Raw genomic sequence first — 14,926 nt, forward strand, 5'->3', positions numbered from 1 at the left:
GGCGATCATGCCGGCCATCTCATGACCGCTTTCGCTATCAGGGTCGAGCGCGGCGAGGGGGTTATAGCTTGCCCGGTATTTTACCCCTTCGCCTTCCACCTTTTCGAAGGGGTCGAGCACGTACACCTTTCCGAGGTCTCCGCGCCGCCTGGCGGTAATCGTTGCGAGCTCCCCTTTCGGGTCGATGGCGATCACGCTGGCCGGCCAGAACAGAATGTTCGGCACGATGAGCGACGTGCCCTTGCCGGCGCGACTCCCGGCGACGGTCAGGAGGTGGCGGTCGTCGGCAAGCCCGACATAGCGCCCCTCGAATGCGCCGACGAAGAACCGGCCCGGCCGAAATTCGATCTCGTCCGGCTCGACGGTGGCGAGATCTTCCCAGGCCGAGTCAGAGAGGTTGCGGCTGATCTCGCCGGCGTATCCGCGGGGCATTCGGTGCATGGGGTGGGCCTGTTTCGGTTGATCAGCTGTGGCGGCGAATGCTAGATTAAGGGAAACGCGCACAGATGTAGGATTGCTTTCGAAACTGACGTTTCAAAATCAAACCGACACGGTCACGCATCGTCGATGATCACATCGGCTGCCGCCTTGGATCATCTTTGGATGCATGACCTATCTGTGCGCCAATCTGTGACCCTGAACGGGTCACGATTGGATCAAGGCCGCTAAAGCGGCCTCGTACATAGACGATGAAAAGCCAACCGGAACGGTTGTCCGATTTCATCGCCCTAGTACGGGAAAGATTGGCAAATGAGGATCTATGAACTGACAACGCGGTTGGAACCGGTAAGCCGAACGACAGGACGGACGGCAACCGCTGCGGCCGCGTATAGGTCAGGGGCATTGATCCACTGCAAATTCCAAAATCGGGTGCACGACTACCGGCGAAGAAACGGGGTTGACGAATCGCGCATCTTTACACCCGAGAACGCCCCCGATTGGCTGTCGGATCGTTCCGAGCTTTGGAACGCCGCCGAGCTGGCTGAGGCGAAGAATCCGAAGAAGGAGAGCGCCCAGACCGCGAAGGAGATCCTGTTCACCTTCGCCCACGAGATCAGCCCCGAAGGCCGGCGCGCCATCGTCGAGGACGTGGCTGGCTTCCTGATCGGGCAGGGCGCGCCGGCCGTCGATGCCAACATTCACAGCCCCGGCCGCGAGGGCGATCACCGTAATTGGCATGTGCACATGCTCTTTCCGACCCGGACGCTGGCGGGCGAGAAGTTTGGAAAAAAGCATGTCTGGCAGACGAATCTGAAGCGCGGCCAGAAGTTCGCCAGGGAGCTGCGCGCCTTCATCGCCGAGCGCCAGAACGAGCAGCTTAAGATTGAAGGCAAGGCCGGCCTTGTCCGCGTCGAGCATCGCTCGTTCAAGGCTCGAGGCGATCCCCGTTCGCCCCAAAAGCACGACGGGCCGGCGGTCACGAACTCTCGGCGCACGGCCCGGAAAATCGAGAGACAGACTTGGAAAGACGAAGCTTCGCGGACTCAATCGACCCGCCACAAGGAGGAGCGCCGCGAGCTGCGAGAGCGCCAGAACGACGATTGGCGCGCCTTTTCACGGAAGCTGGAAGGTACCGCCCGAGCGCGTGTTAGCCAGGTCATCGCCGAGCTTCGATCCGCGCGCCAGGCCGATCAGCCGGTGAAGGGTTTTAAGGCGATGGTGCTGAAGCTGACCGGCCAGCTCGACAAGATCGAGGCCGGCCGCGCCGCCCGATCTGCCGAGCGGCTGGCCTCGCTTCGCGCTGAGTTGAAGACACTGCGCACCGAGATTGACCACGCTCGCACGGCACACCGCGTCAGCCAGAAGACGGAGCGCGACGCTTTACAGGCCCGGCAGGAGCGGGAAGAAGCGAAGATTTCCGCCGCCTTTCAGGCCCGCGCCGCCCGCGACCTTGCGGCCGAGCGGGTGGCGCGTCAGCCGGCGAACGATCGTGGCTTTTTTCGGGAGCATGACGGCACAGAACGAAAACTTGAGATGTGACGAGCGCAATTTTCGGAATGAATCCGGTCGGAGTTACCTCCAATTAGAATGATTACAAAAATCATTCTAATTGTATTTATTTTGTAATGGCACAATAATTTGTGCGGCCGCGATCCGCCGGCCTCTGAAATGAGGACCGCCGACCATGTTCAAGCGCACGAACGACCGCTCCGACCGTCTCCAGCAGAGCCGCACCTCCCAGGCGCAGAAGCGCCAGCAGCGCGAGCAGGAGCCAAGCACCCTTCAGAAACTTGGCCGCACGACGCATCGGATTTATACCGGCGTTGTCTATGTCGGCATTCCGCTCGCCGTGTTGCTTGCCGGCGGCACCCTGTTTCTGGACAGCTACCTCGACGAGAATGACCCGCGCCGGCCGGCCAACGCCACGGCGCGCTTCTTCGGTGATGTCAGCGCGGGAATCGAAAACCGCGTTCGCGCCGCAACGACTTATTGGACGGTCAAGGAGACTGAGGCCGTCGAGCAGATCAACCGCCAGACCGTCGCGCTTGAGACTGAGCTGGAAGTTCGCGCCGACGAGGTGCGCTCGCGCATCGATCAAGCCGACACGCAACTGAGCGCCACCCTGCCGAAAACCTATTTCAATGAGCTCGCGTGTCTGTACGTCGACGTAAATCGCGGCGGATATGGCGGTCCTTGCGCTGCCGCAGAGAACACCCGCGCCCGCGTCATGAACGAGCGGACCCGGCTGATCGGCGACGTCAAGGTTCTCTATGACGACGACGAGTTGCGCGAGATGATCGGCCTCCCGAAAGATTGGGAGGCCGACATTCTCGGCGACCGGTCATGATCGGGCGCATCTTTGCGGCCGCTGTGATGCTCGGCGGGGCCACACTCGGCGCCGTCGGGATCGACCAAGCCCACCCCGACAACCTGCTCACGCTTGGCCGCGTGTCCAAGACCGAGCAGGCGCTGACCCAGTATGAGCGCCAACTCCAGCGCGCCGTTTATGAGCGTGTCAGCATGCAGAATATGCTCGGGAAGGCGGAGATCATGACGCGGGTTCGCTATCTCGCCGAGACAGTGCCGCTGCACGGCGAAGACACCGTTCACAAGCGGGGGATCATGGCCAGCGCGTTTTCGGGCAATTTGGGCGCGATCTTCTCGCAGCAGCAGAAATGGAAGCGCACCATCGACCGCCGCAATGCGGCCGTCGAGCGCCACAACGCGGCGATCGAAAAGGCTTGGGAGGGCTATGACGCAGCCGCTGCGCTCAAGATCGACCGCTACGTGACGGACGAGGTGAGGGAGGCGCTTGGCCTTTCGATCCTGCCGACCGAGCGCGACAGGTTCCAGAAGATCGGCGAGGAGTATCTGGCCAAGATTTTGAACTGAACAAAGAAGGGGCGGCGATTCCGCCGGATACAGCAGTTTTGGGTTGGATGGAACAGTCCAACCCAAAGAAAGACCAGTATACCCTAAGTTATAAAAAATATTAATTATGCATTATAGTGATTTTTTATAAAATTATTAGACCGCAGAGAAGTGTCTATTATTATGATGGTACTAAAGAAATTGTTTCGGGTTTCAGCCCTGGTGTGAATCTAATTTTTATTTCAGACTTTCGTGTAGCGGATATAGTTGAGGTTCTGGCTATGTCATACTCGTCGCCATCAACCCAAAATATCCTGCAATCTGTCTCAACCTTTGCTGTGTAGGTTAAATCTTTAAATTGAGATGATGTTATATTTATATTTCCGGGCGTGTAAAAGCTTATTGTGCCACCGCATGATCGAAAATTTACCCCAGTAGAGCTTTTTATTCCATTGGACCAATCAAATAAAGTAATAATCATTGGATTTATTGCAGGAAAGTCGTCGCTATACACAGTCATAACTGAACGACTTGCGTCTATGTGGAGTCTATCTACAGAATGAGTTTCAAATAAAAATGTAGAGGTGGCCTCCTGTCCTGATATTTGTATGTATTGTACATTTCGCTGTGGGCGTTTTTGCATTATCTTGGAAAGAGCTGTTCTTGTAACTTGAATATAGCAGGACTCATCCTCTGATAAGGGCGGAAGCAAGTCAGATAAAAAGCATTCTACTTTAAAGTTTGGAGTGCTAGAGACGTTCAGTGAGCGTATTGCGCTCGACCTATTTATAGATTTAGTTTGTAAGCTGCTACTCGATGTGCTGTCTGGGTTCGAAAAAAATGCAAATATCGTGACTCCTCCAGCAATAATTCCTACAAGTGCGGCCAAAAATTGTACTGGATGCATGCTATTGTGCTCGATACCCAAATCCGTGGCCCAGGGTACCAATGTTTGACTGAGCGTTAAACCGCAATTTACACTAAGAAATCGTATCGGCTGTCCCCCGTCTGTCAAGCATAGTGGCGCCGGCCGATATGAGGCAGCGCGTGATTGATGTGCAGGGCTTTATTGCCGGCTCCTCATCAGGAGCGGGGCTGCTGTGTCCCCCGTCGCTCGTTCAGTTGAACCCGCGTCGTCGGTTTACGATTGACGTTGTTGCTCCGGAGAAGCACGGGCGATCATCGGCTGTCATTTGACCCACTATATGGCGCAGAATCTGACAAATTATCTGGCTCAGGCATCGTCGATGCTTTGCCATCAAACGGTTCAGCGCCTGCGGGGGGCGCCAATGGACATGCCAAATAGCGTGTCAGATTCTGCGCCGAATAATTCGGAAAGCTGCAATCCCAACGGCCGACATGTATCCTATAAGCATATGATAATATCCTTTATCCTATGATCTGATGATGCTATCCTGAACCGGATGACGACACTCCCGACCACGATCGCGATCCCTTCCTCTGATGCCCCGGCGCTGCCGATCCTGTTCGCCCCCGCCGACGAACGCGCCCGCACCCGCTTCCTCGAGTTCTTCGCCGTCCACATCCGCAACCCGAATACCCGCCGCTCCTACCTGCGCGGCGCGATCGAGTTCGGCGCCTGGTGCGAAACCCGAGGGGTTGCCGCGCTGACCGACGTTCGGCCCATCCACGTTGCGGCTTTCATCGAGGAGCTCGGGCAGTCGCAGTCCGTCCCCACCGTGAAGCAGCGTCTCGCCGCGATCCGGGCGCTGTTCGACTGGCTCGTCGTCGGCCAGGTCGTGCCGGTGAACCCGGCCGCCTCCGTGCGCGGCCCGCGCCACGTCGTGCGGCGCGGCAAGACGCCCGTCCTCGAGCCGGCCGAGGCGCGGCAGCTCCTCGACGCCATCGACGTATCAAAGCCGGTCGGGCTGCGCGATCGGGCGCTGATCGGATTGATGGTCTACGGCTTCGCCCGCGTCGGCGCCGCGCTCTCGCTGAAGGTCGAGGACCTCTACACGCAGAACCGGCGGCTTTGGGTTCGGCTCCACGAGAAGGGCGGGAAGCGGCACGAGGTGCCCTGCCACCACACCCTCGAGGCGTACTTCTACGACTACCTCGACCGCTGCGCGCTCTGGGACGACCCTAGGGACCATGTCTTCCGGACGATCGACCGAAACACCAAGACACTCTCGGACCGCCCGCTCGCCCAGGCGAACGCCTGGGAGATGATCCGCCGGCGGGCGCGACAGGCCGGGATCGCGACGCCGATCGGCAACCACACCTTCCGGGCGACCGGGATCACGGCCTACCTCAAGAACGAGGGGACGCTCGAAAAAGCGGCACAGATGGCGAACCACGCCTCGACGCGAACGACGCAGCTCTACGACCGGCGGGCGGACGAGGTGAGTCTCGATGAGGTAGAGCGTATTACAATCTAAAAAAGGTTATGGCTGAAGATATGTCATTATTGTTCTGAGTAATACTTATTATTATTAAATAAAAAATATCTAATTGGAAATTTCTTAATTGAAACAATGACTTACGCTCGCGGGGAAAAGGTTCCATTTTCCAGATTGAGGGTCACCAAGTGTGGAATTTTTGGTGAACAGGCCCCCTATGAAACCATTCGCCCGTTCTCGGTAGTTCTAAGTACGTCCGAAGGGATTGGCCGGGAAGCACCCCTTCGGACGCCTAGGAATAAAGTCAAACAAAGGAATGCCTATGATTGACCTTGCAGTCTACGGCAGTGCCGTAGCGACTGTTTCGTGCGTTGCGACGGTGGCGATGCTTTGGCTTGCATGGCGTCGCCGCGACCGTTGAGCGTATCTAGCACAGTGCTGGCGACCGCATGCGGTCGCCAGCACCCCTAAGAATGCACCGGTCGGGCCGTTTGTTCAGTGTCGGATGTCAAATACAAGTCCGGCAACCTGAGCCGTTTCGGGCGACGGTTTAGATGCTCGGTGAACGCCATGTCCGACAGCCTCGACGTTGATGACGGAATCGCTGTTCATCACGATGGCCGCCGTCGACCTTCGGCTTTTGACTTTCGAAAGAGCCGCCGCACAACCACATCAGAAGTCAATTAGTCAGGACGTGCCGACCGGTTTCCCGATTATTCGCGCCCGCATCAGAGATTCTCGGCTCTAGCGTCCGTTCGACATTCAGTCGAGACCTTCGCGGTAGGCGGCGCCGGACGCGCGCCAACAAAGATTCGTGTGACCCATGGATGATCTATTCGAAAAAGAAATAGGCAGCGAACCCCGCAGCATGGAGGCGATTTTCGATGATCTGCGGCGGCTTGCGCAGCGGGACGGGGCGATTCATGAGATCTCAGCGATTGTATATCGCGACTGGGTCCTCACGATCGATACACAGGATGCGAAGATCGTCGATCCTCCGGAGCAGCGCTGGGCTACGTCGAAACTCAACAGCAACGAGCTGATGCTCCTGCTCGGTCTGGCGGTCCAGTCGCAATCAGACCGGATCTATTCGGTCATCGAGACCGAAGGGGACTTCGCGGAAACTGCCGACCGGCTGCTGCGCGAGCTTCATGACCGGCTGCTATGGGAGACCCGTCTTGATCCCGTCCACCCGACGCCGCCCGATAAGCGGCAGATCGCGGCGGTGGCCCGTGAAGCCATTTATTACGGAGCGGAGAGTTTTTATATCAACCAGCTCGAGCGTTACGCCCGCGACCGGTTTCGCGACGATTTTGACTGGCTACTGCGCAACGTCGGCCTGTCGCCAGGCTCGATGGTGCAGATCGCGCGCTTTATCCTCGACCGCATCACAGCCCAGATGAGCGGTGTTATCGGGATGCAGCAGGCGGGGCAAGATCTGACCAAGGGCGATCTGACCAACAGCCTGCTGATCGCAAAATCGGATCTGGCGCAATTCGGGGATAAGGCGGCAACCTTCATTGAAAAATTTGCGAGGCCGGTGGCCGGCGCCAATCTGGCCTTCACCGGACCGTTTCACCTCAATGAGGTCGGGCTCGCGCCGCTGATCGATCTTGGCGAGTGCCTGTATGTCCCGAACTCAAACCGCCTGTTCCTAAGCATCTATGAGAGCCCGTTCTACTGGATGATGGCGGACCGCTCTTATGCCGATACGCATGCCATCAACCGCGGCCGCTTTACCGAGCGCAGTGCCGTCGGAATTCTGGAAAAGATTTTTGGCAACCGGAATGTCCATCGGAACGTCACGATCGAGCGCAGCAAAAAAAAGATTGCCGGCGAAGCGGACGTCCTCGTTGTGTACGGCGATTTCGTCATCATCGTTCAGGCGAAATCGAAGCGTGTCTCCCTCAAGGCGCGGGCGGGCGACGAGCATGCTCTGTACAAGGATTTTCAAGGCGCAATCCAGGACCCGTACCGACAGGCCTATGAATTCGCAAAACTCATCCACGAGGGGGCGACGGCCAGGACCGCAATCGGACAGACGTTGCATTTTACGGAAACCGCGCGGACCTATCCAGTGGTCGTTCTGAGCGACGCCTTCCCTTCGACGACCATTTTATCCGACGCGATGCTGGAGCGGGAACCGGGCATCAAGCCGGTGATCTGGGATCTCGGCTTTCTCGATGCTGCGGCGCGCCTTCTGCCGACGCCGATTGAGTTTCTGTTTTATCTGAAATGTCGCGCCGAGATGTTTGAGCGCATCCACTCCGACAGTGAATTCAATTTTCTCGGATACCATTTGAGGGCTAAGTTGTTCATTCCGGACGACTGCGATTTCATGCACCTTGACCGAGATTTCGCCTCGGTTATTGACGATTACATGATCTGCGCGGATCTCAAGATCCCGGCGGAACGCCCGCTCGGGATTCTGGAGCGGATCGGCGATCCGGCTGTCTCCGGCTTGCTGGCGCATCTGAAAACGGCACCCCCGGAAGTGGCGTCCGTCGTTCTCGACTTCTACGATTTTTCCGGCGAGGGCCTCGGCCGGATCGGCCAGATGATAGAGTATTGCCGAGCGGAGGTAAGCGCCGGAAAGTTGTTCAAGGCGTTTTCGAACCTGACGGAATCGGGAGGGTTCACCTATCTCGTCAGCGCTACCTTGGATGAGCGGATCAGGGTCGCGGCAGAAGCGCTCGGACGGAAACACAAGTACGACCAGAAATGCGACCGCTGGTATGTGATTGTCGATTGCATCAAAACCGCAAAACCGGTCGATCGGTTTCTGCCGCTTTCAGGGCGTTGGCAGGAGGATGCGGACGACGAAGAATTCTCACGGCAGGTTGAGAAGGTCTTTCGGCGGAAAGAAATCCCCCCGGAGCTGCTGGCGATGACGGCAGAGGATTAGAATGGGAAACGCCGAGGGAACACAGCGCTGTCCCTTTTTGCGAGCGATATCCGCGCTAAACGAGCTCAAGCTTGATGCTGCGTCCAACGGCCTGAGCGGCCCGGTTCAGGACGGCGAGGGAGACGCTCTCATTGTCGGGATCGAGCAGCCGATCGAGCTGCGAGCGGCTGGTCTCCAGGCGCTTCGCCATCTCAACCTTTGAAATCCGTTGCTCCTTCATCGCCGCCGCCAGCTGAAAGGCGAGCACGCGCTTGACCGCCTGCTCTGTCGTCGCAGCATAGGTCCCCTGCTCCTTGAGGAAATCCTCAAACAGTTCGCCTGCCGTGCCGGTCTCTTTGTCGTTCGTCATCTCAATCCTCGCATTCGTTTTGCAGCCGTTTCGATCTCCTTCGCCGGTGTCGCCTGCGACTTCTTGATGAAGCCATGCAGCAGCACCATGCTGCCGTGATGGCTGCAAAAAAACACCCGGCCGATCGTCCCGTTCGATAAGTTGGTGCGGATCTCCCAAAGCCCCTTCACGCCGCTGATCGAGCGGCAAAGCGGCATACCGAGAGGCCAGCCAAATTCAGCGGTGCGAATGTCATCGCCGATGGCCTTGCGGTCCTCATCCTTCAACGACAGCAGCCAATCGCGAACCGGCGCCCGGCCGGCGTCGGATTGAAAGAACCGTGCCGGTAGACGCTTTCGATCATTCACATATGAAGTGTACCATATAAGGTACATTGATTGCAAGGGGTTTGGACCTCCCGGCTTCGCCGGCGGGCCCTACTCGTCGCTTGCGCTCCTTACCGAGCCCCGCAAGAGCGGGTCTCGGCCCATTCGGGTGACTGTCCCTGAGGCGGGATTGAGACGGCCTGCGGCCGACATTGTCATGTGAGATGGGAGGGCCAAGGGGCGCCGCCCCTTCCTCCCAGCAAGGACAATAGTGCCGGCCGTGGCTCGCTGCGCTGCGCCCGCACCACCCGGCACGATTCTCCTTGCCCCCTCCGATCCCCGGTCTCGCCGACGGGCAGGGTTGCAGCAGCAGCTGCGCCCCACGCTTGACGAAAAGGAGACCACACAATGGGACAGGATCATTTCGACGTTCATAGCCACGTCACCAACGCAATCATTGCCGCCATGGAAGCCGGCGCAGAAGCCTGGCAGATGCCGTGGCATCGCTCAGGCCTGGCTACGGGAAGGCCGGTCAATATCGCGTCCGATAAGGCCTATCGGGGCATCAATGTGCTGTCACTCTGGATCGCTGCCGAAGCGAACGGGTATCAGCACGGCCTCTGGGGCACGTATCGCCAATGGCAGGCGAAAGGCGCGCAGGTCCGCAAAGGCGAGAAATCCAGCGTTATCGTGTTCTACAAGGAGCTCGAGCGCCCGCGCGACGATGACCCGTCCGAGACCGAAACCGTTCTGTTTGCCCGCGCGTCGAGGGTGTTCAACGTGGCGCAGGTCGACGGCTTCGAGGTTCCCTCCCCCGCTGATGGTGTCGCACTGGAAGATCGCATCAATCCGACGACTGCGGCCGACGAGCTCGCGGCGGCCGCCGGCGCAACGGTGTGCGTGCAAGGCGACCAGGCCTACTACTCACCGCGAGACGATCGGATCGTTATGCCCGGCCGTGAGCGCTTTACCGGCAGCGCGACAGCAACCCCAACCGAAGCCTGGGCATCCACCCTCTTGCATGAGCTGACCCACTGGAGCGGTGCCGCCAATCGCCTGGATCGCAATCTCACCGGCCGGTTCGGTGATGAAGCCTACGCGATGGAAGAGCTGATTGCCGAACTCGGCGCGGCTTTCCTTTGCGCAGACCTTGATATTTCGACGAGCCCGCGGGCCGATCATGCGGCCTATCTCGCCATCTGGCTCAAGGTCCTGAAGGCCGACAAGAAAGCAATCTTCACCGCGGCAAGTGCGGCAAGCCGGGCGGCCGAGTATCTCGGAAACATGCAGCATCGGCCTGACCATACCTCGACGCCTTGATGTGTCGACACGTATACCCGTCAATATTAATGCGCGTTGACGTGTGTATGTGATGGTAAGTGATTAGGAGTGCCGCGCCGGTAGGGTTATGGCGGAGCTATGCGGGACGCCCGCGTTTGTCCTGCCATGTGCGGCAGAATTTTAGGAACAGCGCGTCCGCGTTCTTCGTCGGCGGCCGCCCGATCTTCACCCACCAGGCGGCAAAGCAGCTCTGGACGTAGTCGATGTCCCAACCGGCGGCGATCTCGCGACCGCGCATCCTGCCCTCACCAGTCAGGCGCAAAAGGATCGTTTCATCACTTTGCTCCGGCTTCCCGTGATCCTTCGGCATCGTGTCGCGGTTCATAAACAGGACCTGATCCGGCTCCTCGAGAAACTCGAGCTCGTAATCGGGCATGTTATTGGTCCGGCAGATCTCTTTGACCCGGTTGCGGAACAGCTTCACCGAGCCGGAAGAGCCTGACTTTTCAAAAAGGGTCTGAATGTACGGCGACCACTTGTCCTGCTGGCCGCAGTGCTTTCGTGCCAGCTCGTACAGACGGCGCTCCATCGGCTTCGATAGCCGGAAATAATCCGGGTGGAGCGTCAGAACCTCCTGATGCCGGACCGCGTTGTAGACGAAATCCGACAGCTTGATCTCGACCCAAAGAATACGCCCGTCGAGCCCCTCCTTGCGGCGCACGGTGCCGCCCTCGATCAGGCCGAACGCGTCGAATTGTTCCTCGTCACCGGTCTTGATGTTGGTACGAATGCGCGTCCCGTCGAGGCGTTCGATGGCGTCGCAGATCGCAAGGTAATCCTTGCCGCCGGTACCCCGGTTCGCAAACATCAGGAAGTCACGGCAGTTGATCCTGATGCGCTGTTTTGGCTCCTCACCGCGCCGCATGGCGGCGACGAGCTGGGAGACGGCATAGATCAGGATGTCTTTGTCATAGATCGTCGCGAGGCCCTTCTCGCTGGGCACGATCTTCAGCCAGTGGTCGCCGCGCCGATAAATGCGCGAGGTCGTCACCGGCTTTTTCGAGAGCGAATAGAACGGGTGCTCAAGCGTCGGCATCAGGTCCTTCAGAACCGCGTCAGCCACATCGCAGGTGAACAGATCAGTCCCGCCGCGCTTGTCGGCCGTCAGGTTTGACGGCGGCAACGTGTCCTCACGCAGATTCGGGTGATTAGATACCATGCCTCACATTCGGGGTTTTAGATACCAAAGTCAAGGAAATTCGGGGTTTCAGATACCGGATGCCGATACCCCGAATCGGCCCTCGACCAGGATCGGCCTGTGGGTCGTTCGGGGGATAAGTCTGTGGGCAGATCGAGCGGCGCGCGGACTTTAGATACCGAATCGCGGGAAACAGATACCGTTCAACGGGAATTAGATACCGCAAGTGTTTTTTTTTGATTATATATCAAGGGCTTAGGGTGTGTTTCGGCACCCTTAACACCCTATATAACACCCATATTAACACCAGAGACCGAACCCCGGTCGGCAGAGCAGATCCAGTTCATGGAACCCACTCAAGCGCCGCGAGCTGCGCGAGTTACACCTCCACGAAACGACTCAACGCCACCAGACGCAAATACACCTTGACGTGTCTACACGTCATCAAGCATGATGGTCATCATGAAGACAATCGCATTTATCGGTCAGAAGGGCGGCACGGGCAAAACGACACTCGCAAGCGCTCTCGCCGTCGCATTCGAATCCGATGGAATACCGACACGCGGAATCGACCTGGACCCGCAAGCGAGCCTTGCCGGCTGGAGCGACGATCGCGGAGCCTTTGCACCCGAAGTCGTCGTCACTGTCGCCCCACGGCTTCAAAGAGAACTTGATGCGGCCGCCCGGGCAGGTGCGCAGGTCTGTCTGATCGATACTGCCGGGCGGGCCGAAGAGTCGTCTATGGCGGCCGTGAAGGCAGCCGATCTGGTGATCATTCCGATGCAGCCAAGCGCTGCCGATCTGAAAACGGCCGCCTCGGTTCTCAATACGATCAAGCTCGGCGGAAACCCGCCGCATTTTGCCGTGCTGACGCGGGTGAAAACACGAGGGAGCCGCGCGGATGAAGCCCGGCAATTTCTGGAAGGGCAGGGCATAAAAGTCTGCCCTTACGAAATATCGGACCGTGTCACCTTCCAGGACGCCACGGCATCCGGGATGGCACCGCAGGAATTCGAACCATCCGGCCGGGCTGCCGAAGAGTGTAGACACGTCTACGAGTTTTCGCGTCAAAAAATTGAAATGTAGGAGTGTTGATTATGTCAGTAAAGCGCAAGCCCTTATCAGGGATTCAAACCCGCCCGATTGAAACACCGAAGGCTGCACCAGAGCAGTCGGAGAGTCCGACGGGCTCGACTGTTCAATCGCCAGAGAGGCCTGTCAGTCAGCATCACCGTCCAAGCCGGGCGGACAAAGCCCAAATCGCGGCCTTCTTTCCGCCGGAAGTCCGCAAGCAGCTGAAGCTGATCGCCGTGGAGCAGGACAAGACCGTGCAGCAGTTGATGGGCGAGGCGCTGAATTTGCTGTTTGCTCAGTATCAGAGAGCGGAGATTGCCCCGACTGAACGGCGGTAGCTCATCCCGCAAGCCCGTCCTACGCCTCATCATTCCTTTGGAGAGACGGGAAGACCCGACATTCCTTCGGAGCCGACACTGTCAGAAGATCGCCACGCGCAGCGCAGAGCACCGCCGCAGGCGGCCGCAACGCAGTGGAGGAGGGCGAAGCCCTTGCCGGAGCGAGCATGGCGATAGGCTTGATGTGTTTGCTCGAGAGGGACGCCTGAACCGGTGACTAAGGCTATTTAAAGCCCGCTGGTGCGTTTTCGGCCGATTAGGCCACCCAACCGCCCGCCGGCATCCTGATCGCCCTCAGCGGCCTTTCTGGGGCCAGGGAGGAGCCTTTCGCTGATCAGGCGTAGGTGTTCGATTTCCGCCTCAGCGCGGCGGCGTTCGTCGAGCCGGTCGGCCCGTTCGCGCTCCAGGATTTCCCGCAGCAGCTCGTTTTCGCGCTTCAAGGCCTGCAACGCCCCGCTTTCGTCGGGAGATGGCCTCTGGCCAACGCTTCCACCCTTTGGCCGGAAGGCTTCCAGATAACGCGCCAGCTCTGACGGATCGATAGCGTATGATCCGTCATCTTGGCGCTCGGCGCTCAAACGCCCGTCCTTGATCGCTTTCGAGAGGGTCGGTTTGCTTATTCCGGCCTCTCTTGCAGCAAGCCCGAGCGTTAGTTTCGTCATGTAAATCAGTATCCTAGTTAACGATTAGCCTATCAATAAATATACAATGCGATTTATACCCGCTTGCCGGTTGGTGGCGGGTCGTAGAGCCCCCCGAACAAATCGGCATGCTTGTCATCGAAATACTGGCAACGATCGAGCAGGATTGGCAGCGCATCCGGCAGGATCGCCAGGACGATCTCGCGCGAGCGCGACAGGTGCAGCGTGACCTCGGCCGGCGACAGCATCGGCACGAGCTGAAACGCCTCGTTTGTGGTGCGGTGATCCACTTTGGTCTCACCGCTCGAGCGGCTGGGCGCACCGCCGGCCGGCCGATCGGTAAGGAGGGCTTGCAGGTTCGCTTCTGGCGTTGTGCGGCCGGTCTGGCTTGTGGTGCCGACGTTGTGGCTCGCCGCGACGGTCTGCACCGGCACCGAGCCGAGGCGGTCTGAGATATGTTTGGCCGTGGTCAGATCGGTGTTGCCCCAGAAGGTCAGCAGGCCGGCGTTGCCCATGAAGGTCTCCCACGCATCGCCGTAGAGCGCTTGCAGCTGTCCGAGGTCTTGCAGGATCGGCCAAAGCTTCACCCCGAAGCCGGCGATCTGGCCGGCCGCCTTCTCGACAGTCTCCATGTGGCCGAGGGCGGCGAACTCATCGAGGCAGAACAGGACAGGCGTCGCCCCGCGCTCAATCGGACCGGTGCGCTCCATTGCGTCCATCGCCAGGCCGATCAGCAGCCGGAACCATCGGCCGTGTGTGGCGAGCCGCCCGGCCGGCAGACACAGGAAGACGCTTACAACCCCGCGTTTTAAATCTTCAGGCTCGAAGTCGCTGCGCCGAAGGACGCGGGCCATCGCCGGATCGTCGAGAAACTCGGTTTGCGTGTCGCAGGTGGAGAGGATCGAACCACGTTCGCCGGCTGGCTTTCCGGCAAGAGCGGCGGCCCCGTGCCGGATCGTCCCTGCATACGTCTGCATGTGTTCGAGGACGGGGCTTTTCGATTGGTTGCCGATCACCTCGAGCAGGAGCTCGCGCAACCGGATCAGGTTGCAGGTGTCGGCCGGCTCGGTTTTGGCGACGTAGAGCGCCAGCGCCCGGAGGAATGTGCGCGCCGATTGCGTCCAGTGCGCCGCCGCGCCGACCTGCTGCATCACGAGCGCGTC

The 14,926-nt window shown here is 59.0% G+C and carries 14 protein-coding genes; 8 read left to right on the plus strand and 6 right to left on the minus strand.

All coding sequences use genetic code 11. The features are described from left to right. Positions 1-432 (minus strand): type IV secretory system conjugative DNA transfer family protein (locus tag RDV64_RS23730; protein WP_309199808.1); only part of this gene is annotated, 432 nt, incomplete at its 3' end. A 318-nt stretch (positions 433-750) separates the two neighbouring features. On the opposite strand from RDV64_RS23730, the gene RDV64_RS23735 reads away from it, so the two are divergent. The 5 genes from RDV64_RS23735 (at position 751) to RDV64_RS23755 (ending at position 8,577) form a co-directional block, all read left to right on the plus strand. Next, on the plus strand, positions 751-1,980 hold the full coding sequence (locus RDV64_RS23735; protein WP_309199809.1) for a MobA/MobL family protein: 1,230 nt from the start codon (positions 751-753) through the stop codon (positions 1,978-1,980). Positions 1,981-2,125: 145 nt separating this feature from the next. Next, positions 2,126-2,788: a hypothetical protein gene (locus RDV64_RS23740; RefSeq protein WP_309199810.1), complete on the plus strand. Its 663-nt coding sequence runs from the start codon at positions 2,126-2,128 to the stop codon at positions 2,786-2,788. Further along, positions 2,785-3,333, plus strand: coding sequence for a hypothetical protein (locus RDV64_RS23745; RefSeq protein ID WP_309199811.1), 549 nt, complete (start codon positions 2,785-2,787; stop codon positions 3,331-3,333). The genes RDV64_RS23740 and RDV64_RS23745 overlap by 4 nt, the downstream gene beginning before the upstream one ends. A gap of 1,403 nt (positions 3,334-4,736) precedes the next feature. Then, positions 4,737-5,711 (plus strand): tyrosine-type recombinase/integrase, encoded by a 975-nt coding sequence (locus tag RDV64_RS23750; protein WP_309199812.1) that lies wholly within the window; start codon positions 4,737-4,739, stop codon positions 5,709-5,711. Between the two features lie 784 nt (positions 5,712-6,495). Next, positions 6,496-8,577, plus strand: coding sequence for a nuclease-related domain-containing protein (locus tag RDV64_RS23755; protein WP_309199813.1), 2,082 nt, complete (start codon positions 6,496-6,498; stop codon positions 8,575-8,577). Positions 8,578-8,632: 55 nt separating this feature from the next. Here the strand turns inward: RDV64_RS23755 and RDV64_RS23760 are convergent, their stop codons facing one another. Together RDV64_RS23760 and RDV64_RS23765 are read right to left on the minus strand one after the other, a co-directional pair. Further along, positions 8,633-8,926 carry a helix-turn-helix transcriptional regulator gene (locus RDV64_RS23760; protein ID WP_309199814.1) on the minus strand — a complete coding sequence of 98 codons (294 nt, stop codon included), beginning with the start codon at positions 8,924-8,926 and terminating at the stop codon, positions 8,633-8,635. Continuing rightward, positions 8,923-9,300, minus strand: a complete 378-nt coding sequence (locus tag RDV64_RS23765) for a type II toxin-antitoxin system RelE/ParE family toxin (RefSeq protein ID WP_309199821.1) — start codon at positions 9,298-9,300, stop codon at positions 8,923-8,925. Before RDV64_RS23765 ends, RDV64_RS23760 begins: the two co-directional genes overlap by 4 nt. 339 nt (positions 9,301-9,639) lie before the next feature. Between RDV64_RS23765 and RDV64_RS23770 the strand changes: the two genes are divergently transcribed. Continuing rightward, positions 9,640-10,551, plus strand: a complete 912-nt coding sequence (locus RDV64_RS23770) for a zincin-like metallopeptidase domain-containing protein (protein ID WP_309199815.1) — start codon at positions 9,640-9,642, stop codon at positions 10,549-10,551. Positions 10,552-10,648: 97 nt separating this feature from the next. Here RDV64_RS23770 and RDV64_RS23775 read toward each other — a convergent pair whose 3' ends face one another. Continuing rightward, a complete protein-coding gene (locus tag RDV64_RS23775) occupies positions 10,649-11,731 on the minus strand; it encodes a replication initiator protein A (RefSeq protein ID WP_309199816.1) in 1,083 nt (360 codons plus the stop codon). A 429-nt stretch (positions 11,732-12,160) separates the two neighbouring features. On the opposite strand from RDV64_RS23775, the gene RDV64_RS23780 reads away from it, so the two are divergent. Both RDV64_RS23780 and RDV64_RS23785 read left to right on the plus strand, forming a co-directional pair. Beyond that, positions 12,161-12,796: a ParA family protein gene (locus tag RDV64_RS23780; protein WP_309199817.1), complete on the plus strand. Its 636-nt coding sequence runs from the start codon at positions 12,161-12,163 to the stop codon at positions 12,794-12,796. An 11-nt stretch (positions 12,797-12,807) separates the two neighbouring features. Continuing rightward, positions 12,808-13,122, plus strand: a complete 315-nt coding sequence (locus RDV64_RS23785) for a ribbon-helix-helix domain-containing protein (protein ID WP_309199818.1) — start codon at positions 12,808-12,810, stop codon at positions 13,120-13,122. 227 nt (positions 13,123-13,349) lie between these two features. Here the strand turns inward: RDV64_RS23785 and RDV64_RS23790 are convergent, their stop codons facing one another. Together RDV64_RS23790 and RDV64_RS23795 are read right to left on the minus strand one after the other, a co-directional pair. After that, positions 13,350-13,784 carry a hypothetical protein gene (locus RDV64_RS23790; RefSeq protein ID WP_309199819.1) on the minus strand — a complete coding sequence of 145 codons (435 nt, stop codon included), beginning with the start codon at positions 13,782-13,784 and terminating at the stop codon, positions 13,350-13,352. A 53-nt stretch (positions 13,785-13,837) separates the two neighbouring features. Further along, the coding region (locus RDV64_RS23795) for a type IV secretory system conjugative DNA transfer family protein (protein WP_309199820.1) at positions 13,838-14,926 on the minus strand (1,089 nt) is incomplete at its 5' end.

Source organism: Acuticoccus sp. MNP-M23, assembly GCF_031195445.1.
GTDB lineage: Bacteria > Pseudomonadota > Alphaproteobacteria > Rhizobiales > Amorphaceae > Acuticoccus.